Source organism: Enterococcus sp. AZ077 (assembly GCF_051714965.1).
GTDB classification, from domain to species: Bacteria; Bacillota; Bacilli; order Lactobacillales; family Enterococcaceae; genus Enterococcus_B; species Enterococcus_B hirae.
Genome location: NZ_JBIOSX010000001.1, coordinates 206,754 through 233,000, shown reverse-complemented (window position 1 = coordinate 233,000; position 26,247 = coordinate 206,754). Strand labels below are relative to the sequence as shown.

The window sequence follows — 26,247 nt, the reverse complement described above, 5'->3', positions numbered from 1 at the left end:
ATTAGTTATTTTCATTGATTTTAGGTCCAGAAATTAAATTTGCTGTTATAAATAAACGCTCGTTTGTCAAACCGAGGCTATCGATTGGATAACACGTATAAAGAATTAATTCACGATTTTTTTGTTGCCTTAGTTCCTTTGCAATTTGCCAATCTGCTTTATTAGCCACTTTTTTATCGGTCACTGTATAGTGATAGTTTCCATAAGTTGTCTGGATGTCTATTTGTTCATTTGGTTGGAGATTCAATAGTTTTCCAAAAGAATCAATATTGTGTCCACCAATCAAAGTTGTCCCGATTTCTCCAGGAAAAACAGACCCCATATACTGACCCGCTCCTTCACGAAGAATGGATTCTGAATCGCCAAAGTAAAGAGGCACCTTTAATTTAAGGGTAGAAATACTAATCTCACCATAGTGTTCACCGTATTTAGGAAATTGAATTTGACTTGAATTGATTTCCGCTTGATTTGTCGAAGTTTTTTTAATGTTGCCGGTTGAAAACGTTCGTTCAAAATTAGGCGCCTCTGAGAGTAATAACACCTGAATAGACGATGAAACAAATTGAATCACTGGCCTTGCAACAAGATAAACAAAACAATAATTTAGGATAAAGAAACAGATCGAAATCAAACATCCTAGCCCAATCTGTTTCACTAATTGCTTTTTACACACGATACTCACGCCGACGCGCTACAACATAAGCAACAATAGAAACCATTCCTAATGCTCCTGCTGTGACCGCACTCATTGTATAATTCCCACCCGTTTGTTTAATTGCATTCCCCGTCGAATAAGCTGGATTGCCTGATGAGTCTACGATCGTTACACCATCTCGATAGAATGTAACAGTTAGATCTAGCAGTTTGCCAATTTCGATAACAATTTGTTTTAATTGTTCAACAATGGGTCTTGGCAAGGATTTAATCAATTGTTTTAATGAGTCAACAGATTGAACATCAATATTTTCCGCATTATCCATGATTAATGTTCGTGCTTGTTTTAAATAATTGGACACTTCAACTGCAACGTTATCTGACAAATCATGTACTTTTAAATAATTTTCAGCTTGAGTAATATCTGTCTGATCGAAATGAAAGGCTTTTCCTTTAACAGTGACCCCTTCTTGGAGTTCTTTCAGTATTCCATTTTCGGCATTGGTAATTGCCCCTTGCGTATCTGCATGAACCGCTGTTGGTAACAACAAACATAAAATCGTTGCAACAACACAAAGTGTATTTTTCAATTTTTCCATAGAATTTCTCTCCTTCTTTTCTATATTTATTACATTATTTATTCTATCTAGCATCTACAGATCCATTTTTCTTTGTTTTTTATAAAAGATGAAATTATCTTAAAATAACCTAAAAAAGTACTTCTTAATTAAAATCTCTCCCCAATTTCTAGAAACCCACTTATTCTTCTATTTAGATATGATTTCATTTTCATTCTCTTACAAAAATTATTTATTATTTCTTTAATTGGATAGAACGGTATAAAAAGTAAAAAAAACAACGTTATTTAAATAGCGTATTTTTATAGTTAGTAAATGAAAGACTTAGGGAGGTCCCAATGTGATTGAAGATTACATCGAAAAAGATATTATTAGAAAAGTTAAATTAATTGAATTTGCTTTTGAACTAAAACGAATAAATGTAGGAGAGGCCGCAGAGCGATTAGGGGTCACATTTAACACGATCAAATCAGATTTCCAGAAGTTATCTATTTTACTAGAAAATGAAATAAAATTTTACAAAATGACAAGTAGTCATATCCTGATTTTTTTTAAACCGAATATCCGCCGTTATGATTTGATCAAAATCATCTATCAAGATTCTAATTTTTTAAAGGTTTGTTCCCGCTACATCATTGGTGAATATGATTATTTAACGCTCGTTGATGAAGAGTTTTTATCAGTAACCAAAGCCTTTAAAATCAAGAAAGATGTCGAAAATTATTTTGCAGAAGCGCTTTTGCCCTTGTCCGATAATCCTGAAGAAACTTATGAATTACAATATCGTTTTTTGATTTTATCGATTTGGATGCGCTGTGATTATTTAAATTCAGAAGTTAATTGGGACATTATGGCTAAAGCAGAACATTACACAGATGTAATTCTAAATATCTTGTCAAATCGTCTTAATAAAACACAATATACCTTTTTAAAACTATCCGTTTATTTAGCCTTGTCTCGCCGAACAAGCAATCCTATTGTTATTCCTTCAGAAACAATGAACATTCTGGAAAATGCGCTTATTTTTAATATGTTCCAAGATATTTTCAATGAGTCTGAAGATGATGAAACATTGAAAAAAGAAGAAATTGCTTATTTATCCATTATTTATCGTACGCTACCATATAATTCACCGAACTATTTTATGATCGATTTAGATTATCAGTATGTTCGCAATCGATTAGTTACGGAATTTAAAGAAATCGATGTACTGATTGAATTGTTTGAAAAAGAGTTTGGAGTTAATCTTTATGGAGATATTTTGTTTGAGGTACCGTTATTTAATTTGCTTTATACCTGTGCCTTGAATATCGGTAATTTTTTGGTAACAAAACATACTTTTTTAAGTGCTCAGCAAATGGAATTACTACAACGTGTGAAACAGATTTTTAAAAAATGGGGGCAAGAGTTGGAAACGCCTATTCGCTACATCCCTTATTTCCATCTACAAGCTTTTTGTCAACTGACTTCTTTTGTATTGACGAACGGCAGCAAACATAAAATCGGAGTCATCATTGTCGCAGAAAGTGAACTCTCACATATTACATTTAGGAAATCATTGGAGAAAAAACTTTCATTAAGTGATGTGATTCTCGATACGACACTGTATTATTCACTAGAAGATGTTCCACAATATATCATGAAATCAGACCATCTGATTATTTGTGAGCGCACCCTGCTTGATGAAGAAAGTATGAAAAACGAAAAAATTTATCCGATCTCATTAAGTTCCTTGCTCTCTGATATCAAAGATATTGCTTCATGTATAATGAATTTTGAATAAAAGATCGTAAAAAAGGAGATTTAGACAAAACTTGTCTCAATCTCCTTTTTTACGATAAATTCTTTTCTTGACATTTTTTATGACTAATATATTAAGTTAATCATCCATAGTCATATCTTCATTACTTAATGTATAACCGTTAGCAAACAATTTTTCTTTTTTTACGACATAATGATCCACATCTGCCGAAACAACGACGACATGTTTCAATATATTGATAATTTCTCCTTTAATAAGCGTTCCTGACACTGAAGGTGCCGAGATGACTGTACCAATTTTCACTTCCATTGTCTATCATTCCTCTTCGATTATTTATTATTTTATGTTTCTTATTATATAGAATGACAGTGTTTTTTTATTTTTATTATTTAACTTTTACAATTAAAAACATGAAAAGTACTGCTTTTTTTTGTTGATATTCCTACGACTATTTTTTATTTTTGTTGGTCTCTTTACTATCGTTTAAAAAGGAAGAAAAAAAGTAGAAAAATAGACTTTATACTAATATCGTAAGAGTCATATCTTAACTATAGGTTTAATTAGAGCTTACCTGATCTGTCAAAAAATATAGTTATAGCTTCTCCCACTCGAGATATTTTTGATTTAAAGGTCAAGGTCAATTTTCTTCACACCATCTCATCTAATCACACGAAAGAGACACCTAGTATTTACTGAGTGTCTCTTTCGTCTTACTATCTTTATGTCAATAAATTTTAACCTTTCTGGCCTTCTATTTTATTATAAATATTTTACGATTTGCTCTACACTCAATCGGTGTGATTTGGGTACCTGATAATTATCTTTAAAGTTCCCCACAGTTAGATACATGATCATATTTTCAGATTCATTGATTCCTAATAACTTTCGCGTTGCACTTTCTCTTTTGGGATCGAACATCGTATTCAATGCACAGGCTGCTAGCCCCTCATACTCTAACGCATATAAAAGGGACATTGCAAATAACCCACCGTCTACGTATACCTGATTACGTTCCGTCACATCGATAAAATAGCGTGTATCTGTGGTGATCATCAATAAGCAAGGTGGTAAAGGATACCCTTTAAACCCGCCCTGGATGTCTAATGCTTTCTTGATGAGCGAACAGTCACGAATGACACGAATACGTGTACTTTGCCGATTGCAAACGGAAGGAGATTTCGTTGCAATCTGAATCGCTTCATTGATTTTCTCTAAGTCCACCGCAGTATCTTGATAATCTCTCACACTATTACGGTTGAGTGCTAGTTCTTTAAAGTTCTTCGTTTGGTTTTCATTTGAAGCAGAACGATTAACTGCTTTTACTCCGCCAAATTCAAATTTGTTCCGACAATAATTTTTTTTAAATTCAGCCACATTGATCCGATCGCTTAGATCGTAATGTTTTTCTTCATGGATCTTGATATATTCGTCCACTACAGACACTGCATTTAAATAGGTCTCATCTTCTTGATCATAGCCTAATTCGTGATACGTTTGGATCAATCCATATAATTCCGGGATGACTTTTTGACCAAATCCATACCGAAAATTTTCTCTAGATAAGCCTTTTTCAACTGAATGACTAAAGAACAGTAAACGAGCTTTTAATTGATCTTCTTCATGAGTATTTATCTTTGAAAAATAACGTAGAAAACGTTGTTTGTCTTTCCTAAATAATGAGATACTTCTGCCATAGTTCCTAATAATCTTAAGCTGTTCCAACATTGGTTTTGGAATACTCTCTTTTATTTTATTTCTCATCGCCGATACCTCTTTTCTTTTTTAGTAAGTAACCCAAGTAATTGTTGAGACACATGGGGCATAAACAAAAAGACATTACAACCATAAACGCTGCAATAGACTATGCCCATGAACAAGAATGTCGGGATATTACTGATTGAAAAAATTGTTAAAAGTAATTTACTAATAAAGACGGCTAGTATAGTGGGAATAATAGCTGGTAGCATTTTTTTCCAAAACAACATCATGTTCAAATTCATTTTTTTATGATAGTACCAGTTCATGACGAAGCCATAACCGACGACCAAACTAAAAATGTACCCAATTGTTGCACCGTTGATTCCAACTTGCTTGACACATACAACAGTGATAGCGATATTCAAAAAAGAAAAAATCGTCAACATGATTGAACGAAAGAAATGTTGATTTCGTGCTTGTTGGATTTCAATCGCAATATTCTGTGATAATGGAATCAGTAATGGAATCACGATTGAAATCAACAAGTAGTAAGCTTCGTCAAACCCCTCACCTAACCACAAGAATAGAAACATTTTTCCTAATAGAATGAAACCACCTAAAAACAAACCGAGAACTAACAACTGATACTGCCCGATCTTGATCATGAGATGTGTTAATTCACGATTATCATTAGATTGATGAACTAACCGATTGACTTTGGGAATAAAAATGGTTGTCAATACTTGAGAAAATGTTAGAAACAAAGCTTTTAACTGGTTCACGATCGAATAAACCGCTACTTGTCTAGTATTTGATAGAACTCCCAGTGTAAAAATTGGTGCACTATCGTTGATTTGATTGAACAACTGATTCAAAAAAATAAAAAATGAGAAAATACCGATTTCTTTCATAAATGAAAATTCTAACTGTCTAAATGTTATTCTCATCCGAAGTTTTTGGATACAAAAGTAAACATTACATAGCAAACTCACTAATGTAATCACCGTTTGGATAATCACGATCGTGACGATATTAGTATGAAAAAAATACAAAACTGGGACAGTAAGTAACGGCAAACAAGCTGATTGAAACATTTGTCTAATCTGCTGAAAAACAAAACGTTCATTAGCTAAGATATTCGATTCAAAGGTTGCACTCAGAAAAGTCAAGCCGACATTAAGAATCATGAACAACATCAAACTCTTTAATTTTTTCTGCTCTTCAATGGAAGATGAAGGCAACAAATAAGGACTATTATGAACAAGTATTCCACCGATCACCCCAGCCAACAAGGAAATAATGGCGAAAAAAAGCAAATAGGTTCCATTCAGTTTTTGGATTTTTTTTTCTTCGTTTTTCACCGCAAAGCCTGTATAAAATTTGATATAAGCAAATGAAAAACCTAAATTCAATAACGTCAAATTGCTAATAACAGAATTTGCAATTTGATAGAGTCCATACTCACTTTTCCCCAAAAATTTTAACAATATTTGAGTATAAAGTAATAAGGAAAGATTTTTTACAAGTACTGTCAGGTAGGATAAAACAATGCCTTTACTCCGATTTGTCATCTATTGTTCAACCTTGCTATGAGTCAAAATATTTTGTTCGATCAACTGCTTTCCGCGTTCTCGTTCTTTCTCCAGGACGATCTTTGCACGATCAAAATCAAACAACGTTTCTTTTTCGGTTAAACGATCACCTAAAGAAACCAGCGCACATCTCATATAAAATTTTTCTGCTAAATGCTCAATACGAGTATAAGTTCCCTTATGATCCGTTCGCTCATAAACGAAAAACGGCGTTTGCATGATAATTGAGAAGACACTTCCGTGGAAAGAGTCCGTGAATACATATTGAGCTTTGGCAATCATCGAGACAAATTGTTGCGGGTCAACAATGATCCGATCACTGCTAAAAGTATCGCCCATAATTTGAAGGATTCTTAAATTTTTCTCTTTCGCAAACCGTTGGATTTCTTGCATGATTTCTACAGAGATTTCGCTAACAAAATAAATCAACACAAACTGTTCTTCTTGATTTTCGGTGATCGTCAACTCTTTTTGCCATTCGGTTTTGCTCAATAACAACGTTGGATCAGGAGCAACATCCACTTTTCTGCCGATCAATTCTTCGACGATCATCACTCCAGAAGCTTCACGTACGGAAATATAATTCATTTGTTTTAGGTAACTAGTATAATGAGGTTTTAAAAGCGTTGGTTTAGAGGGTAAGTGATCAACACCAAAACTGGCAGAATAACTATACCTTTTTTCTGATGGTGCAAAGTCGAGGAAATGGATCGAATCAAATTCAATAATATTGGGATTCCAGACTTGATCGCTCCCGACGATAAACAAATCAAAATGCAATGATAATTGGCTCAAATATTTTTTATCTACTCGCAACGTCTTGATTTTTTTTTGACTGAATTGTTCAATCGTGGACCATTTTGCTGCTTGCATTTCTTGGTAATTTTTTCTTCGTTTGATACTTTTTAGCGTAATCTTTGATATGTTTTTCTTGAACATTTGTCCAAGATCATCGATACTGCGGATTTCACCGAACCAACATTCTTTTTTCAACTTATCGAATTTGCTCGGTCTGATCACTATTGTTTCTGCTTCAACTCCATAACTTTCCAAAACTTTTTGTAAAGCAAAATTTTGGAGTCGATTACCATAGTTAAATTCGCCATTTAACGTGATAATACCTATTTTCTTCACCTGAATACTCCTTCCATTTCGTTCTTCCGTTGAGTTTCTTTCGTCGAACTTCTTTTTTTGATTATTTTGGCTGGATTACCGCCTAAAACGACATTTTCTGGATACTCTTTACCAGGAACCACAGCTCCTGCCGCTATCACTGTTCCCCGTCCGATCTTCGCTCCTGGTAAAATAATTGCTCTAGCACCGATCCAAACATCATCAGCAATCGTTACTTTTTTCATTTGAATGCTTCCCTCAATCAATTTCACTTCAGTTGGCGTAATTTCATGATTCTGGGTAAAGATCATCACTTCAGGACCGACCATTACATCTACACCGATCTCAAGGCCACCAGCAGCAACAATCATATTTCGATCTCCTAGAGAAGAACGGTCCCCAATAGAAATTTCACTTAGATAGGATACTTTTAATTTTGGTCGAATCACAACATCTTGACCAGCAAAACTAAACAACTTTCTAGCCAGCCATTCCCTTGTCTTCCGATAAAAAAAATCAATCGAAGTCAATCGATAAGGAACCGTAAAACAATTAGTCAAATAAAACAATAGATAGTAAATGCTTTTCAACGTCTTACCTCTTCTCAGAAACTTCAATAATTTTGTCAATCAATTGATTATTTACTTTTTTACGATCATATTTTTTAGCTGTTGCTACAGCATTTTTTGAAAACTGTTGCTTAGTTTCTATCGGCAATGCTTGATACTTATTAATTGCAACTACCAATTCCGCTTGATCCCCTGGTTTAAATAGAAAACCATTTTCTCCATCTTCCAGATAAGTTTTGATTCCACCTAATTCACTACCGATGACCGGTGTCCCACAAGCCATTGCTTCTAAACCAACTAAGCCTAAACTTTCCCCTGCACGAGTACTTGGAAATACAAAGACATCTAAAGAAGAATAGATCTTTACTAATTCTTGTTGTGACAAACAATTGGTTTTTTCAACATGATCTTCCAGTTTTAATTGTTTGATCAAAGCGATTGCCTCTTCGTTTTGAGCGCCATCACCTACCATAATTAAACGTAATCGTTGGTTTTCTTTAAGTAGTTGTTGGAAAGCATACAATAAAAGATCCCAGCCCTTTTCTTTATCAATGCGACTGACATACCCAATCGTGAATGGTCGTTCTTGCGAGACCGATTTACTTTGATCATTAAAAAGACGAAGATCAATGCCTGCAGAAGGTGAAATGTATAGGGGAGATACTTCGCCATATTTTTCTTTCACAATTTCTTCAAAGTAGCTAGAGGGTACTACAGTCAAATCGGCTTGTTTCACGAGATGTTTGGTTAAAAAATTAGTTTTTTCTTCTAACTTTTTTTCTGGTGTGACATCACTACCATGAACATTGACAATCAACTTCGTTTTTTTATTGAATAATCTTGCCAACAAAATAGGTGGAGCATTATAGCCAGCATAATGTACATAAACGACATCATAATGACCAAACACATATTGGCTAAAAACCTTGCGATAAAAATTTAAATAATGGATTATTTTTTTCCACTTGTTCGTGGTCTTCGTCAAATAGACGATTCTGGTTTCTTGTGTTTGTGACAATTCATCATAAAAATTTTTCACAAACACACCATAATTAGGATATTTTTTTGATGGATACATATTCGATATAATCAGTATCATGCTCTGGACCTCATTTATATTTTTTATGCAAGAATGAACCTAAATTTCATAGCTATCGCTTGAATAACTCAAACAAATAGCTAAAAAAGTAACAGTCATAGAATTAACAATAATGTGCCCTCCTAAGAAGCTATACAAAAGAAAAATAAGCAACATACTTTTCATCTCATTCCTTTTGGAGGAAAACAACGCGAAAACAGCATCTTTAAAAAAGTACAAATATGAAGTGAACCCGATAATTCCATATGAAAAATACAAATCAAACCAATCCATTTCGACAATACTTCGCTTAAAGCCGCTTAAAGAAAAGGAAGAATAGTAACCTGCTCCAAAGAAATCAATAAATGTGCTATGACCCGATTGATCAATTTCCTTCAAACTTTCGATCAAGTAACTATATCGATTACTGGTAATCACGTTTAGAAGATCCCCTTCCGATTGCCCATAAAAATAATCCAACCTAGAAAGAACTTCTGTAAATAAATTCCCTAGTAACAATCGGAGAATAATCAAAAAAGAACTAATGAATAGCACGATAAATAGTTTTTGCTTGATTAAAATATTACATTGTAATATTTGGATAGTCAGAATACCTGAACATAAAAAAGCAAGAACGATCCCAAGTTTTGTTGCTGTAATAAATAAAGCCGCAATCAATAAAATATAGATCACAGTGGCTAGCAACAACTGATTGTTTTGTTTTTTGTTGATAAACTTGATAATCATATTTTTTATGAAAAAAGAACACGCACTTAATATAGCAATCAATGAGTTGAGTTCGATAAAATAGCCTTTACAGCCAATCCCTTTTACTTCTGAGACATTCGACACCAACCCATTTCCGTCAAAGTCATAGCTAACATAGCCACCACCTTGCAAATATGGGATAACGACTAATAAGCTATACAATAGGCTATAACCTAAAAGTAAATTTCTAAGATCTGTATAACTGATATTTTTAGCGTGTAATGCCTCATAAAAGAAAACTAGATACATTGGTGCCAATAATATTCTTAACACACTTTTGATATCCGTCATGAATACCCCTTGGTTTTTATGCAACCAAAGAAACTGGATAACTAAAACGAGGAGGAATATACATGTGAGTAACATAAATTTAAGCATATACCACGATAAACGTTGCCCAAATCGTATAAAATAACCGATAATCAAAATCATCAAAAGAAAACGATAGGCATCAGAAATACCTTTTTCGTAAAAATAGCCATTAAGAGATTCGATGATCGGCATAAGGAGAAAAACGATTAGAATTACTTTATTCAATCTTAATTTTGTCATTTACCACACCAATTTTTCTTATCTTCTTCGTTTTTTATTTTTACTATGTTTGTGCTTTTTCTTGTATTGATAAAACAAGAAAACTGATAAATAAATCGCAAAGAAAATGAAACTTAATACCATTAAAAGCAAACTTGTACTATAACTGATTTTATTGGTCGTTACAGCTTGGCTTAATACCGTTAAATCACTATGAGAAAAAAGTTTGTTTCCTTCTTTACGTAATTCTTCTAACATGATATTGGCTAATTTAATTCCTTCTTTTTCATCATCCATGTTGACTTGCAATGTTAAGACTTGCGATGTTGGAGAATACAAGACTTTGATTTTTGGTTTTAATTTCAACGGATCTTTACTATATTGGGGATTGTCAAATTTCTTGGCCACTTTTTCAAGAAAAGAAGAGCTATAGACAAGCAGGCTGTAGTTCTCGTTGTATTTTAAAAGATCCATACTTTTTACACTGTCTTCTTTTTCTGATGTTTTCGGATTGACTACTAGTTGGCTTTGTACCACATAGTTTTCTGGCAGTAGTTTAAAATATTTAATCGCAACTACGCTGACAAAAGCTGATACCCAAGCAACTAAAATAATTGGAATGATCGCTTTTTTTAATAAGGCTATAACTTCTTTTTTATCCAAATCTTCTGTTCACCACTCTCTTTACTTAACAATTCCATTTTTTTTCGCTTTAATTTTTTCTGTTGCTATTAATTTCAAAAACTTGAGATTGCCAAACATATAGCGTTTAAACAATCTTCTTGGTTCTTGAATCATCCGAAAAAACCACTCTAAATGACAGTATTGGACCCAAAGTGGCGCCCTTTTTATTTCTTCAGCCAACACATCAAAACTGCCACCGACGCCCATAAACACAGCATCGATCCCTTGATTCATGAGATAATCAATCACATATTCTTTTTTAGGAGAAGAAATCCCCACAAAAATCAATTGTGGATGACTTTCTTTGATTTCTAATGCAACGTTTTCCCATTCGCTTTCTGAGAAATACCCATTTCTTATGCCAACAACGGGAAGTTTAGGCCAGTATTCTAACAGTTTTGTTTTCATTTTATTGACTGTCTCTTCTTTTGCTCCTAAAAAATAAACGGTATACTGACGTTCCTGAGCTAAATCTAGTAACCATTGCATTAGATCAATCCCAGCAATCCTTTCGGGGACTTGTTTATTCAATAGATGCGCAGCCAGCAGTATCGATACCCCGTCAGCATGAACGATCTCAGCTTTTTGAACCACTTGTTGCAAAGAGTCATTTTGTTGTAACTCGTTGATCTTGTCTGCATTGATTCCCAAAATATGTGTTGGTTTATTAGTCTTTATTTTTTCATCAATGAGAACTATCAATTCTTCCATCGTTACCGCATCAATTTGCACATCAAATAACGTCTCTCTAGTCAAATGCCCCATCTCTTCGCCTCCTGTTTCAGTACTGTAAAAATACTTTTTTAGTATAAAGAAGAAACAAAAATATTTTTTCTTTATTTTTTATATTTTTTTCTGATTATGATAAAAATATTGTATGCCATGTAGATGATCAATAAGCTGAACTCTTTCTCTATAAAAAAAGATCGAAGGAAACAACTCCTTCGATCTTTTTCATTAATCATTCACATAAAATGTATTAACCTTGTACAACACTTACCAATACTAAACGGTCATTTTCCATTTTGTAAGTGTAGTTCGTTCCCGTTTTACTTCTTAAAGCATCATTATCATTGGTACTATAACGAGTATAGCCTTCTGCATGATACACACTGACTGTACTACCATTTGGCACTTTAAAGGATGCAACTGTACCAGCACTTGGAACAAGTGTATCTCCGTACCAAGTATTATTATAAATTGTGTCACCATTTGGTCCAGTTACTTTTAAAGTGAAGTAAGGAGCATGACCGAAACCATTATGCATTGGCCCTACGGTTCCTGGTCTAACACCTGCATTATTGGTAATAGTCATGTGTTGATTTTCAGTTGAAACCAATACTTTATCACTATTGCCACCTCCTATAGGTATACCAGAAACATAAAATACTTGGTTGACAGAAAACGACACAGCTTGACGACCAATTTCTTGATGTCCTTTGTTATATAAAACAAGCTGTACATTGTCTGTTTGTTTCAATCCGCTAAGGTTGTAGTTGATCTTACCAGTTTCTAATTCTTTTGAAGATTGTAAATCTTTTGTTTCACCATTGACTACCGCTTGCATGTAAACCGCATTGGTTCCTTCGTAAGTGCCGGTAATTGCTGTACTTTTACCAATATCATAATTATTTAATGTCATTTTGACTTGTGTTGGTTTAACGACGTTAACTTGTTGACGGCCGATTTCTTGGTAACTCTTATCAAACAAGATAATTTCGGCTTTATCCGTTGCTTTTAATTCGCCAACATAATAGTTGATTTTGCCACTGGCTAACTCTTTTGATTTTACCAAAGCTTCTTTTTTATCATTCACTTGTGCTTGCATGTAAACCGCATTGGTTCCATCATACGTACCTGTGATACTGTTGCTGTCACCTAACACATAATTATCTAAATTAAATTTGATTGGTACTGGTTCTACTAGTGTAACTTGTTGACGGCCAATTTCTTGGTAATCTTTGTTGTATAAAATAAGGTCAACTTTGCTCCCAACTTTTAAATTACCAACATAGTAGTTGATTTTTCCATTAGCTAATTCTTTTGGTTGTACAAGGACCTCTTTTTTACCATTTACTTCTGCTTGGATATATTTCGCATCGGTTCCATTATACGTACCTGTAATGTTTGTACTACGACCAATCGTATAGTTATCTAATTTCATCAACACTTGTGCGGGGCCATCGATTGCGACTTTTTGACGACCAATTTCTTGGTAGTTTTTATCAAACAAGATAATTTCAGCTTGATCACCTGTATTCAATTTTCCAACATAGTAACTGATTTTACCGGTTGCTAACCCTTTTGATTGGATAAAAGCTTCTTTTTTACCATTTACTTCAGCTTGCATATACACTGCATTGGTTCCATTATAGGTTCCACTGATTGTTGAACTTTTTCCTACCACGTATTTATCTAATGTGACAACTGTTTTGACTGGTTCAGTAAAGGTCACTTGTTGGCGACCAATTTCTTGGTAGTTTTTATCGAATAAGACGATCTCAGCTTTATCCGTTGCTTTTAAATTGCCGACATAGTAGCTGATCTTGCCACTAGTTAGCCCTTTTGAAGACACAAGTCCTTTCTTTTGTCCATTGACTTCTGCCCGCATGTAAACCGCATTGGTTCCATTGTAGTTACCCGTAATATTTAGGCTACGGCCAATCACATATGGCTCTAAATTAATTTGAGTTTTCACTGGCTCAGTGATCTTTACTTGTTGACGACCGATTTCTTGATAATCTTTATTAAATAAGATAATTTCAGCTTTGTCAGTTGCTTTCAGGTTTCCTACATAATAGTTGACTTTGCCACTGGCTAATTCTTTTGAAGACACGAGTGTTTTCTTTTGTCCGTTGACTTCAGCACGTACATAAACTGCATTCGTGTTATTATACGTACCAGTAATATATAAACTACGCCCAACAACATAGTCAGACAATGTAATAGATACGTTTTGTTTGGCAGGTGTTGTTGCTTTTCCAACTGTAGGAGCTGTAACTGAAGCACCTGCTTTTTCCGTTGGTTTTGCTGGTGCTGAAACACCTGTTTTGTCATTTTGTTCAGCAAAAACATGTGTTGTCGTTGCTGCTCCTAAAACTGAAACAGATAATAAAGTAATAAATAAACTTTTCTTATAATTCATTTTCATGAATCCCCCTTTTTTAAATAAAAATATTTTGTACACTAGAAATGATAGCACCTGTTAATTACTGTATTTTCCTTTATATTTACAAAGCAGTAACGATAGTTTCAAAAAAAATAAAAAAACGACGTATCTATTTTTAATTTTTTCCTTTTTAGATAAAGTATTTAGAAATAATTAACGAAGAAAAGCCAAGACTGATAGCTACTAAATATATCCAATAGATAATTCTCCCCGACATAGAGCCGACTTAAACTGACGAATAAAAGAAGTATTTCCATCTCTATTCAGTACAGCCAGCAACATGTGTGACATTTCATTTTTTTTTTAGAATAACATTCTAGAATAAAGCTTCAAAAATAAAAAAAATATCTTATTTTCTTTCTTTATGATTATTCTATTGAAAACTAGAAAAGAATAGAAATAGACACGATTAAAGGAGATACACTTATGCCTAACCAAAAAAGAATAAAATCAAAAAAACTTAAAAACCACTTTATCTCAATATCTGCAACTAGCATATTACTACTCTCTAGTCTTGTTAGTTCAGGGACAGCTATCGCTTATGCAGCTGAAACGCACTCATTAGCTAACACGAATCAAAAAGATCAAAATAACACAAGTCAAAAAAAACCCTCTATTTCTAATCAATCAACAATCCCGTCACAACAATCATTTAAAGTTACCAAAATTGATCCTTACGTTGAAGGGGATAATCAATTCATCTCAGGTACTTATACTGGCGAAGCACCTGCCTATATTCGGATCCTCGTTAACGGGGAAAAGAAAACTCTCCTTTCAATGAAAGGATTACCAAAAGGAACTTTTAAATATTACATTTCTGGACTAAAAACCACTGATCACGTGACGTTGCAACTATTTGATTCAACTTATAAAATTCTTTCAGAAACAGCTATCGTCATTAAAAAAATGGTTCCTGTCAAAGTAACCAAAATCGATCCTTATGTGGAAGGAAATACCTCTTTCGTCACTGGATCCTATACCGGTGACGGGGTGACCTACATGCGTCTCGTTGTTAATGGTAAGAAAATGACTTTAATTGATATCAGTAAGTTATCTAAAGGTACCTTTAAGTACTTTGTCACTAATTTGAAAGCGACTGATACCGTTGAGTTACAATTATTCGATGGTAATTATCGACAATTGATTACAGAAAAAATCCCAATCAAAAATGCAAAAAAAGTAGCGATCACTCACGTTGACCCATATATCGAGGGGACTTCTCAACACGTCTCAGGTAGTTACACCGGGGATGAAGTTGCTTACATGCGCTTAACCGTTAACGGTGAGAAAAAACCATTATTGGCAACGAACAACTTACCTAAAGGCACTTTTAATTATTTCGATAATAATTTAAAAATCACAGACAAGGTTTCGATCGAATTATTTGATGGAGATTATCGAGTGGTTGGGGAAGCCAATATTACTATCCAAAAACCAGAAATAGTGAATATCACTCAGGTTGATCCTTATACAGAGGGGAAATCACAATTTATTTCTGGCCATTATACAGGGACTGGCGCCGCTTATATGCAAGTTATCGTCAATGGGAAAAAACAAGCACTCGTTCCAATGTCTGGCTTACCTAAAAACACATTTAGATATTACCAAGCAAACCTTAAAAAAAAAGATAAAGTAATGGTTATTCTGTATAACAAATACTATCAACAGCTTGCTACTAAGGAAATCTCGATTTCTGATGAAGTGTACAAACAAGAGATCCAAACAACTCCTTACCCATCAAATACAGCCAGTGCTGGTATCAGGATGGGACAAGAACAAGATCGACAAGATCTAGGTATTCAACTAGCACAAGGTTCGATCATTACTATTAAACAAACAAATCCTAATTTTCATGGTAACTTGACACTACGATTATTAACAAACAAGTCTAGTACTGAATCATCGATTGATTTTTCAAGCAACAAAGTATCACTTGCAGCTAAACAATTAGCTGTGCCTTTTGTAGATACTCCTTACAATCAACCAAATGGAGAGAAACCAACAATTGAATTTACAGTAGAAGGCCCAACACTTCCGCTACCTAAATTCCATAAAGGATCGGATCTCAATACATTTAAAAATACTTGGAATCAAACGAAAGGTTACGCCTTGATTCAAGGCAAACGATTCCAGTCCTTTTTTCCTGAAGAAAACCGAGTACAAGCTTGTCAGACAGATTTAACTCACGTAATTGATATGTATGATAATGAAATCATCGGATTTTATAATCAGTTGATTGGATTATCTGATGATAATCCCAACCCATTGAATCGTTCTTCGGTACGACGCTATTTTTATAAAGCGGATGCTAACGGCCCTGGTGGATTATATTATGGACCACGTTGGACCGCACAAACAAGTTCTTCTGCTGTTGCTTGGCTATCAGATGGCTGGGGAGCATTACATGAAACAGGTCATGGATATCAAGGAAGCTTTATGAATCAAGGGATGACAGTCGGTGAAGTATGGAATAACATTTATGGTGTCATTTATAACTACAAACACATGGGGAAAGCAACTGCTGATAGCAAATCTTGGCTATATGGTTATGGGAATAAAGCAAACCTTGAAAACAGCTTAAAAACGACCATTACTGGTTCAGCAGCAAATTTCAATAATCAAGGATCGAGACAAAAATTGATTATTTTATCAAACATTATCGATAAAGCTGGAAACGAAGGACTTCAAAATTTTTACGTAAAATACCGTGAACTCGCAAATACCTCTGGATTTAATCCAGCTGCTCATTCACTTCCAGATTTGTTAGTCACCAACCTAGGATCACCTAAAAAATATGATTTTTCAGCTGTTTTAACTTCATGGGGATTAAACGTGTCTAAAGAAACGAAGCAACAAGCTAAATCAAATGGAGATACGCTTGTAGCTCATCTCGCACAAGTTGTTCCCAATAACAAACTAAATGATGCGATTCAAAAACTCACACAAAACAATCGCTTAAGTTCTGTCTTATCGTTGGTTACAAACCAAGAGTTAAGTGCTTTAAATCTAAAAAGTAATGTTACTTTGAATTTTACTGATGAAAAACTATTTGACGGAGTAAAAATGCGTATTATGGATGGTGACAAGGTTTATAAAGAAATCACACTAAATAAAGGTCCAGTTGTCTTAAACGATATGCCAAATGGTGTTTACTCTCTTGAATTGGAGACCACTACTGGCTACCTTAAAAATCCTTATATCTTTGTCAGAGATAATGGCACGATTAACATCGACTTAGTTAGCTATCTTAAAGAAGCATCTGTAGCAGTTGATCGGTTATTTGAAAACAACGGTGATACGCTAATCAAACCAACAATTATGCAAAAAGATATTGATCAGGTGAGGAAACAAGTCAATGATTTGCCAGATAGTTCACAGAAACAAGCTCTTTTGCAAAAACTAACTGCTGCCTTCAACCAATTACAAGAATTATCATTGAGCGGTTTAGCAAATAATATCTTTGCTACCTTAGATGTCGCTCATGGCGTTGCCACATTACGCACAAACGCTGGGCGACCTCACGTCTACTTTACAGGACAATATGCACGCATTACGGTCAAACGTGGCAACAACGTCATTTTTGACAAAAACTACATTGGGGATGTCCATCAACAAGCCAAAGTGGATACGATTCATTTGCAAGATGGTGATAAAATGACAATCACTCATAAAGAAGCTGGTACACGCTTCATCGTCAATCATCCAAATTTAAAACCAAATAATTCGGGAACATACTATTATGTCGTTGAAAAAGGACAACTAGTGATTGATGATCTGACTTATGTAACAAATACAGTCAACCAGTTGTTTGAAAACAACAGTGATACGCTAATCAAACCAACAATTATGCAAAAAGATATCGATAATGTAACGAAACAAGTCAGGTCTTTGCCTGAGAGTTCACAAAAACAAGCTCTTTTACAAAAATTGACAAATGCCTTCAACCAATTACAAGAATTCACATTGAGCGGTTTATCAAATAATATCTTTGCTACCTTAGATGTCGCACATGGCGTTGCCACATTACGCACAAGCCCTAGACGACCTCACTTCTACTTTACAGGACAATATACGCACATTACGATCAAACATGGCAACAACATCATTTTTGATAAAGACTACATTGGCAATCTCTATCAACAAGCCAAAGTGGACACGATTCATTTGCAAGATGGCGATACAGTGACAATCACTCATAAAGAAGCTGGTACACGCTTCATCGTCAATCATCCAGATTTAAAAACCAACAGTTCTGGAATATATACCTATACGGTACAACACGGAATACTTGTTTTAAATAAATAAAACAAAGAACGCGAACTAAAAACGGTCAAAACATCCATAGCTGTTTTGACCGTTTTTTGCTATTTAGTAAGAATCAAGCGAATATTTGCTCTTTGTACGCCCATATTACTCTTCTTCTGCTTCAGGCAATTGATGAAATTTGATCAACTCATTCACAGCCACAGGTACGACTGATAAAAAGCCTACTAACAACCAATGGTTTAAGCTAACATGCACTAAGCCAAAGAGTTCTTGGGTAAACGGTAAAAGTGCAATGACCGTAGTGATGACCAATGAAAGTACCGCCATTTCCAATAACGATTTATTCGTTGCTAAGTTCACTTTGAAAATTGACTGACTGCTACGCACATTGAATACATGGAGGATTGACGAGTATGCTAACACTAAAAAGGCAACTGTCTGTCCAACTTCTTGTCCTGCATCGACCCAAGGGCTAATGGTATCGACATAGCTTCCCAAATAATAACCAAACAAAGTCACGATCGTAAATATAGTCGCATTGATCGCAATTTTTTGTAGTAATCCTCGAGCAAAAATCCCTTCATTCTTAGGAATCGGTGCTTCGTCCATGATCCCTTTTTCTGCTGGTTCACGCCCCAAAGCAAATCCAGGCAACCCATCAGCAACCACGTTGACAAACAACAATTGAACTGCTGTAAACGGTGCTCCCCAGCCCACTAGCATCGCAATCAACACAATAAAAATTTCTGAGACATTACAACTCAACAAAAAGTTGATCGCTTTACGAATGTTTTGATAGACGGAACGTCCTTGACTAACCGCATCGACGATCGTTGCAAAGTTGTCATCGGTCAAGATCATATCTGATGCACTCTGTGCCACGTCAGTTCCAGTGATTCCCATTGCACACCCCACGTCACTTGCCTTCAAAGCGGGTGCATCGTTGACACCATCTCCAGTCATAGCAACTACTGCACCAGTTCGTTGCCATGATTTAACGATCCGGATCTTGTCTTCCGGCGTAACACGAGCATAGACAGAAAGGTCTTTGACACGTTCGTCTAATTCATCATCAGATAGTGCTTGTAGTTCTGAGCCCGACAGTGCTTCGGCTGGATTTGTTAAAATCCCTAATTCTTTGGCTATGGCACTAGCCGTAACAACATGATCTCCTGTGATCATCACTGTTTTGATTCCTGCTTTTTTCGCTCGTTTGATTGCTCCTTTACTTTCAGGACGAGGCGGATCAATCATACCGATCAAACCAATCAAACGTAAATCTTTTTCTAATGCTTCTGAAGTGATTTCTTGCGGTTCTTCTTCATAGGTAGCATAACCTACCGCAATGACCCTTAAAGCTTTTTTCCCAAAACTGTCATTGACGATCGTGGCCTGTTCAATGTCTCCTGAAGTAAAACGCGAAGCTAGGACGTCAAAAGCGCCTTTCGTAATTGAAATGTATTTTTCACCCATTTGATGAACCGTTGTCATCATCTTACGGTCTGAATCAAAGGGTAGTTCTGCCACTCTCGGGTACTTTTCTTCTAATTCCTCTTTTGTGTGATAATTTTCTTCAACCGCTCGTACGATCGCGGCTTCTGTAGGGTTTCCTTTGACAATCAATTCATCATTTTCTTTTTCGACCGTCACATCGGTACAAAGAGCAGCCATCTTCAAGATTTCCATCGCACTGTTGGTCATTGAGTCCTCTACATCAGTCACTTCATCTTCTTTGCTCCAAACTCGGCGGACACGCATTTTATTTTGTGTCAGCGTTCCCGTTTTATCTGAACAAATCACATTGGCTGTTCCTAAAGTCTCAACTGCGGGGAGCTGACGAATAATGGCATGTTTCTTCGCCATTTTTTGGACACCATATGCTAAAGTCAATGTAACGATAACTGTCAATGTTTCTGGCACCGCAGCGACGGCTAAAGAAATGGATGTCATAAACATTTCCAGTAAGGGTTCTCCTTGGAGTTCACCAATAATAAACACTAACGCTGCAGCAGCTAATGCGATAAAACTGATGCGTTTACCTAGTTGATTCAATCGAATTTGTAATGGTGTTTTTTGAGCAGTGTTGTCATTTAATAGTCCAGCGATCTTACCCATCTCGGTTTTCATCCCGATAGCGGTCACAATCGCTTTCCCACGACCAGCTGCGACTGTACACCCTTTAAACACCATATTGATTTGATCACCTAAGGCATCATCTTCTTGACTCACATAATCTGCATCTTTTTCGACCGCTTCACTTTCACCAGTCAGTGCCGATTCCTCTACTCTTAATTGCGAGGTTTCAACTAATCGAGCATCCGCCGCAATGGCTGAGCCAGATTCCAAGACCAGAACATCTCCCACAACTAGGTGTTCAGCATCCACTTTTTCAACTTTGCCATCTCGGATGACTGTGGCAGTTTGCTTGTTCATATCCTGAAGAGATTCCAACGCTTTTTCGGCATTTCCTTCTTGTACGATAGCTAATACTGAATTAATGATTACGATCGCAATGATCAACAGTCCTTCAAATAAATCCCCATGTTCGGTGGCAAAGGCAGTATAAAAAGAAATGACTGCTGCTACAAGTAAAATAATCGTAGTAAAATCAGATAAACTTCGTAAAAACTTTTTTGCCAATGACTCTTTAGGCGCTTCCTCAAATTTGTTTTTCCCTTGTTCTTGACTTCTTTTTTCTGCTTCTTGGGTCGTTAACCCCTGTTCAATTGTTGTTTTTGTTTCACTCTCCACTTCTTTCACTGTTTTCTTAAAATCATCCATCCTATTCCTCCTTTATTTTAAGCACACAAAAAAGGTACTTATTTTACTATACCATTGTTAAATTGCCTTATTCAACTATACCGCTTGTTGCTTCTCTAAAATAAGCATATCTCGTGAGCTTCTTTTTTGCAACCGCTAACAAAGTGTGCTATATTATAAGTGTAAGGAAGGAGGATACCATCAAATAAACAAAAGAATTTCTCGATAGATTAGTATAAGCAAACAAAGTTGTTAAAAGGTACAGGTTTCACCAATGAGGTCATGTGAAGTATAATCTTTTACAAATAGTGAATGCGTATGAGGCGTTAGATCATGCAGTATCTAAACCAGAAGTAACATGATACGTAAAAAAGAAGAACATGAATATCTGAAAACTGAATAGAATCAAGAGATGTTTCAACTGTTGAAGATGTAACAAAAACAAGATTTTTTGTTTATCAAGAAGAAATTCAACACGGTACTTTGCATGGGTCATGGAAAGTTACACTTATTTTGTTTATTTGATTCCTTCCGCATACGAAGAGCTGGGCTTATCGAGAGCCCAGCTTTTTTTGTCGCCTGAGTTTATTTATCTTCTGCAAGAAACGAATCCATGTCTCCTACACTTTTTAATTCCAACTAAAACAAAGAATAGAAAAAAATCAGTCAAAGAACCCATTTTTCTAGTTGAGGATTCTTTGACTAATAATTTATAATGGGCAATTACTGCCATTTTGTTTAATCGTATTGAAACAGCTTTTTTATCTTTATTTGACAAACATTGCATCGCCGAAACTAAAGAAGCGATAACGTTCATCAATAGCATGTTGGTAAGCTGCTAATGTTAATTCTCGTCCAGCAAAGGCACTCACTAACATGACTAACGTTGATTTTGGTAAATGGAAGTTTGTTGAAAAGGCCTCTACTACTTTAAATTGATAACCTGGTGTGATGAAAATATCTGTCCAACCACTATCTGCTTTGATTTCACCATCAAATTTAGTTCCAATCGTTTCAAGTGTACGGATCGAAGTCGTTCCTACGGCGATGATCTTGCCACCATTTTGACGGACTTGATTTAAGCGACTTGCTGCTTCTTCTGTTAGACGATAAAATTCACTGTGCATATGGTGTTCTTCAATCTTGTCCACACTGACCGGCCGGAATGTTCCTAACCCTACGTGAAGTGTCAAATAAACGAGTTCTACCCCTTTTGCTTCGATTTCTGCTAACAATTCTTTGGTAAAATGTAATCCAGCTGTAGGAGCTGCTGCTGACCCGTTTTCTTTTGCATAAACAGTTTGGTAACGATCTGGATCCTCTAAACGTTCTTTGATATAAGGAGGTAAAGGCATTTCGCCCAATGATTCCAACGTTTCAAGAAAAATACCTTCGTATTCAAATTCAATGATTCTTCCGCCATGTTCTAATTCTTCTTTGACAACTGCTTGTAAGCGACCATCACCAAATGTAATTCGTGTACCTACCTTCGCACGTTTTGCCGGTTTGATCAACGTTTCCCAAGTATCTCCTTCTGTATTTGTCAAAAGTAATACTTCGAGGTGTGCACCTGTTTCAGTTTTTTCACCATATAAACGAGCTGGCAACACACGTGTATTATTCATCACTAACGCATCTCCTGGATGCAATTCTTCTAAGATGTCATGGAAATGTTTATCCGACATTTCCCCAGTTGTACGATCTAAAACTAATAACCGAGAATGGTCACGGTCTTTTAGTGGTGTTTGAGCGATCAACTCTTCTGGTAAATCAAAGTCAAAATCTTCTGTTGTTAACATATCGTCACTCACTTTCTATCTTCTGCCTTGTCATTCTAACATTTTTACTGTTGCCTTGGCAAAACCCGCACTCGAAAAAAGAAGAAAGAGAAACGAACGAACAAACCGATTTCTTGCAAATGATCGTTTTATTTTTTTATAGATTTGATTGCATCATTGATATGATTGAGTTCAAAACGTTCAATTGTGCCTCCAAATTCCGTAGTGATTAAGTCATTCAATTTCTTTGCATCTATTTCTTTGACAATTGCTAAGACTCCTTCTTGTCCTTCTGGGATACAGTTAGCAATATAATGAAAAACATTTTTAGATTTTTTCTCTGCATGATGCGCTTGCCCAAAACCAATGACATCGCCAATTGCCCAGCCAAAGATCGCCCCTAATGGACCACCGATAAAGCCAATGATAATACCTAAAATACTATCACGCCACTCATTCTTTTCGCCTGAAAGATTCTCAAAATCCATCACTGTGAATCCTCTTTCGTCAAACGCGCGTTGAGCTAACATTACTTGTTGAACCTCAACATCTGGTTTTAGATCATTTCTTTTAAGTTTATTGAACACTTCTAAGCAGTGAACATCTTCCGCCATGTTGATCACTATTAGTGTATTTTCCGGCTCTACTTCGATGTTTGGATCTAGAGCTAGATCTTCCATTTCATAAAAAGAAGAATAATCATTTAGATCACCTGAAGCAATTTTAGCCATCAACATTTCTGACTTATTGAGTTGATCGTCAGATACTTTTTGAAAGTGGCCCATTTGATCCTTGATTTCTTTGTATTGATCTTCCGTCAAGACTTTTCCATTTTCAGTATTTCTATAATATTGTGCCATTGTCTTTTCAGCTCCTTCAAATAAATTGGATAAACATGTTCTACTAAAAAAATACATCAATTAAGTGACACTTTTTTATTTATTTTTTTTGTAATTATAAAATAAATAAATAAAAAAATGCCTGAGTTTCTCACTCAAGCATTTTTTTGTCTTTAACATTTATTTCTTCAAATGATAACTATACGTACTTATCACGATATTTTCTCGCCAAGATAAACGAAGTCTTAATCGTAAACTTGTTTGATTGTGTAAGATATTTTGCCAACGACGGTTTGGTACAAACTGTGGAATCAATACTGTCGTCGTATAGTTTTGTTTTGCGGCATTTTTACTTACCAGATCAACGTAGCGGATAATTGGATTTTCAATGGAACGATAAGAAGAATGAACAACTGAAAAACGGACATCAGGAAAATGTTTCTTAAAGTCTGCTTCAATTTCTTTTTCTTTTGCTATATCTTCATCCAATGACACGTGCATGGCCACCACATAATCCCCGATCGAACGAGCATAATTGATCGCACCGATGTTAACACGTGTGACATTTCCTACTAAAACCAGCACGGTATTTCCATCATAGTCATGTAACTTGGCGTCCGTTTCAAGTCGCAGCTGTTCTGCTACCTTTTTGTAGTGATCATGAATGCGATAGAAAATATACATCACAATTGGCATGATGATAAAGAATGGCCAAATATCACCTAAGCGGTAAACGAACAAAATCGCAATGATCGCATAAGAGATAAACGCACCTGTGATATTTGCAATAGATTTTCCTAACCAGTTCTTTCCTTCTTTTTTCCATTTAACGACCATTCCTGTTTGCGATAGCGCAAAAGGAATAAATACACCGATCGAGTATAACGGAATCAAACGTTCCGTTGAACCATGGAAAATAAATAAGAGAATAATCGAACCAAAAGCTAATGTCATGATCCCATTTGAGTACCCTAAACGATCGCCACGATCTTGATACATATGTGGCATGAACTTATCTTTTGCCAAATTGTATGCTAATACTGGGAATGCAGAGAATCCAGTATTGGCAGCAACCGCCAAGATCAAAGCGGTAGCAAATTGTAATACATAATACAATACGCCATGGCCAAAGACAGCTTTCCCGATCTGAGACAATACAGTAACTTCTTTTTCAGGTACGATCCCATACCAATAGTTGATGAACGTGATACCGACAAAGAAGAAGCCTAAGATCAAAGCCATCATTGTTAAAGTTGCTGCTGCATTTTTTGCTCGAGGTTTCTTGAAAAATGGTACGGCATTACTAATTGCTTCAACCCCTGTTAAAGAAGAAGAACCAGAAGAGAATGCTCGCAAAATCAATGCGATCGACACCCCTGGGATTGCAGCTCCAGGTAAGGCTGTTGCATGTAATGGTACGGCACCAGTAATGATATTAAACAGTCCGACCGCAATTAGCAACGTAATCACAATGATGAACGTGTAAACAGGGAATAGCAAGAAAGAAGCCGATTCCCTTAACCCGCGTAAATTCAGCATCATCAAGAGCAATACGATTGCAACTGAGATTGCTACTTGGTGACCATACAATGCGGGAATTGCCGAGGTAATCGCTTCGGCACCAGCTGACACGGAAACAGCTACCGTCAACATATAGTCGATCAACAAGGAACCTCCAGCGATCAACCCGGCATTTTTCCCAAGGTTTTCACTGCTGACGACGTAAGCTCCTCCGCCTTGAGGATACGCGTGAATGATTTGACGGTAAGAGAGAGTTAATGAAATCAATAGAATAATAACAAACGCTGCAATTGGCAGTGAATACCAAATGGCTGCAGTTGACAAGGCAACTAAAACAACCACAATCTGCTCTGTACCGTAAGCAATGGATGATAGGGCATCCGATGACAGCAATGCTAACGCGGCAAAACGAGTTAATTTATGCTCGTCGTTTTCAGCAGATTTCAACGGCTTACCTACTAACAACCTTTTTAAGTAGTCCAATTTTTTTACTCCTTTACACACATATTTACTTCAAAATTATTATTGTCAAAATTAAAAAAAATTTATCTTAAACAAGATGTTATAGTACGCTCCCATAATATAAAAGTCAATAAACTTTCATAAAATTAATTGAAAAAAATTAGAAAAAAAACAGTATTTTTTTCAATCGTACGTTAAATTAGCAAATGCCTTACATTTCAACGACTTTTTTCCTTTTCTGTCAAAAAATGTAACATCTCACTCATCGAGATTTTTCTTTCCTATTCAATAAAAACTTTTACTTTTCGTAGAACTTGAACAACCAGCACTTTCCAAAAAATAAGTAAACGGACTGTGATTTTTTCTAGCAATCATCAATCATTGTGGAATCAGCCATAACAAACTTTACTTTTCTATTTTCAATT

General features: G+C 35.5%; 18 protein-coding genes. 2 read left to right on the top strand and 16 right to left on the bottom strand.

Annotated features, from left to right (window positions below):
- Window position 1: 1 nt before the first annotated feature.
- Together IGL28_RS01100 and IGL28_RS01095 are read right to left on the bottom strand one after the other, a co-directional pair.
- Complete coding sequence (locus IGL28_RS01100) at window positions 2-673, bottom strand: class D sortase (protein ID WP_081128281.1); 672 nt, start codon at window positions 671-673, stop codon at window positions 2-4.
- Window positions 666-1,253, bottom strand: a complete 588-nt coding sequence (locus IGL28_RS01095; protein ID WP_081128283.1) for a cell wall protein — start codon at window positions 1,251-1,253, stop codon at window positions 666-668. Before IGL28_RS01095 ends, IGL28_RS01100 begins: the two co-directional genes overlap by 8 nt.
- A 319-nt stretch (window positions 1,254-1,572) precedes the next feature.
- On the opposite strand from IGL28_RS01095, the gene IGL28_RS01090 reads away from it, so the two are divergent.
- On the top strand, window positions 1,573-3,015 hold the full coding sequence (locus IGL28_RS01090) for a helix-turn-helix domain-containing protein (RefSeq protein WP_081128285.1): 1,443 nt from the start codon (window positions 1,573-1,575) through the stop codon (window positions 3,013-3,015).
- 96 nt (window positions 3,016-3,111) lie between these two features.
- Here IGL28_RS01090 and IGL28_RS01085 read toward each other — a convergent pair whose 3' ends face one another.
- The 10 genes from IGL28_RS01085 to IGL28_RS01040 form a co-directional block, all read right to left on the bottom strand.
- A complete protein-coding gene (locus IGL28_RS01085) occupies window positions 3,112-3,303 on the bottom strand; it encodes a hypothetical protein (protein ID WP_081128287.1) in 192 nt (63 codons plus the stop codon).
- Between the two features lie 450 nt (window positions 3,304-3,753).
- Window positions 3,754-4,755, bottom strand: a complete 1,002-nt coding sequence (locus IGL28_RS01080; RefSeq protein ID WP_081128289.1) for a nitroreductase family protein — start codon at window positions 4,753-4,755, stop codon at window positions 3,754-3,756.
- Window positions 4,752-6,263 (bottom strand): lipopolysaccharide biosynthesis protein, encoded by a 1,512-nt coding sequence (locus IGL28_RS01075; RefSeq protein WP_081128291.1) that lies wholly within the window; start codon window positions 6,261-6,263, stop codon window positions 4,752-4,754. Before IGL28_RS01075 ends, IGL28_RS01080 begins: the two co-directional genes overlap by 4 nt.
- Entirely contained in the window at window positions 6,264-7,418 is a 1,155-nt protein-coding gene (locus IGL28_RS01070) for a polysaccharide pyruvyl transferase family protein (RefSeq protein ID WP_164885416.1), read from the bottom strand.
- Window positions 7,415-7,987 (bottom strand): acyltransferase, encoded by a 573-nt coding sequence (locus IGL28_RS01065; RefSeq protein WP_081204158.1) that lies wholly within the window; start codon window positions 7,985-7,987, stop codon window positions 7,415-7,417. The genes IGL28_RS01070 and IGL28_RS01065 overlap by 4 nt, the downstream gene beginning before the upstream one ends.
- Before the next feature lie 4 nt (window positions 7,988-7,991).
- On the bottom strand, window positions 7,992-9,065 hold the full coding sequence (locus IGL28_RS01060; protein WP_081128295.1) for a glycosyltransferase: 1,074 nt from the start codon (window positions 9,063-9,065) through the stop codon (window positions 7,992-7,994).
- Window positions 9,066-9,104: 39 nt separating this feature from the next.
- On the bottom strand, window positions 9,105-10,364 hold the full coding sequence (locus tag IGL28_RS01055) for an O-antigen ligase family protein (RefSeq protein WP_081128296.1): 1,260 nt from the start codon (window positions 10,362-10,364) through the stop codon (window positions 9,105-9,107).
- Window positions 10,365-10,382: 18 nt separating this feature from the next.
- Window positions 10,383-11,006, bottom strand: a complete 624-nt coding sequence (locus tag IGL28_RS01050; RefSeq protein ID WP_081128298.1) for a hypothetical protein — start codon at window positions 11,004-11,006, stop codon at window positions 10,383-10,385.
- A 21-nt stretch (window positions 11,007-11,027) separates the two neighbouring features.
- Complete coding sequence (locus tag IGL28_RS01045; protein ID WP_081128300.1) at window positions 11,028-11,792, bottom strand: WecB/TagA/CpsF family glycosyltransferase; 765 nt, start codon at window positions 11,790-11,792, stop codon at window positions 11,028-11,030.
- Window positions 11,793-12,006: 214 nt separating this feature from the next.
- Complete coding sequence (locus tag IGL28_RS01040) at window positions 12,007-14,172, bottom strand: immunoglobulin-like domain-containing protein (RefSeq protein ID WP_164885417.1); 2,166 nt, start codon at window positions 14,170-14,172, stop codon at window positions 12,007-12,009.
- Window positions 14,173-14,622: 450 nt separating this feature from the next.
- Here IGL28_RS01040 and IGL28_RS01035 point away from each other — a divergent pair, with 450 nt between their 5' ends.
- Complete coding sequence (locus tag IGL28_RS01035; RefSeq protein ID WP_081204157.1) at window positions 14,623-18,501, top strand: immunoglobulin-like domain-containing protein; 3,879 nt, start codon at window positions 14,623-14,625, stop codon at window positions 18,499-18,501.
- A 105-nt stretch (window positions 18,502-18,606) separates the two neighbouring features.
- Here IGL28_RS01035 and IGL28_RS01030 read toward each other — a convergent pair whose 3' ends face one another.
- The 4 genes from IGL28_RS01030 to IGL28_RS01015 form a co-directional block, all read right to left on the bottom strand.
- Window positions 18,607-21,243, bottom strand: a complete 2,637-nt coding sequence (locus IGL28_RS01030; protein ID WP_081128304.1) for a cation-translocating P-type ATPase — start codon at window positions 21,241-21,243, stop codon at window positions 18,607-18,609.
- Between the two features lie 746 nt (window positions 21,244-21,989).
- Entirely contained in the window at window positions 21,990-23,021 is a 1,032-nt protein-coding gene (queA, locus tag IGL28_RS01025) for a tRNA preQ1(34) S-adenosylmethionine ribosyltransferase-isomerase QueA (protein WP_010736867.1), read from the bottom strand.
- 128 nt (window positions 23,022-23,149) lie between these two features.
- Window positions 23,150-23,860 carry a hypothetical protein gene (locus tag IGL28_RS01020; protein WP_081128305.1) on the bottom strand — a complete coding sequence of 237 codons (711 nt, stop codon included), beginning with the start codon at window positions 23,858-23,860 and terminating at the stop codon, window positions 23,150-23,152.
- Window positions 23,861-24,019: 159 nt separating this feature from the next.
- Window positions 24,020-25,843, bottom strand: coding sequence for an amino acid permease (locus IGL28_RS01015; RefSeq protein WP_010720326.1), 1,824 nt, complete (start codon window positions 25,841-25,843; stop codon window positions 24,020-24,022).
- Window positions 25,844-26,247: the final 404 nt, after the last annotated feature.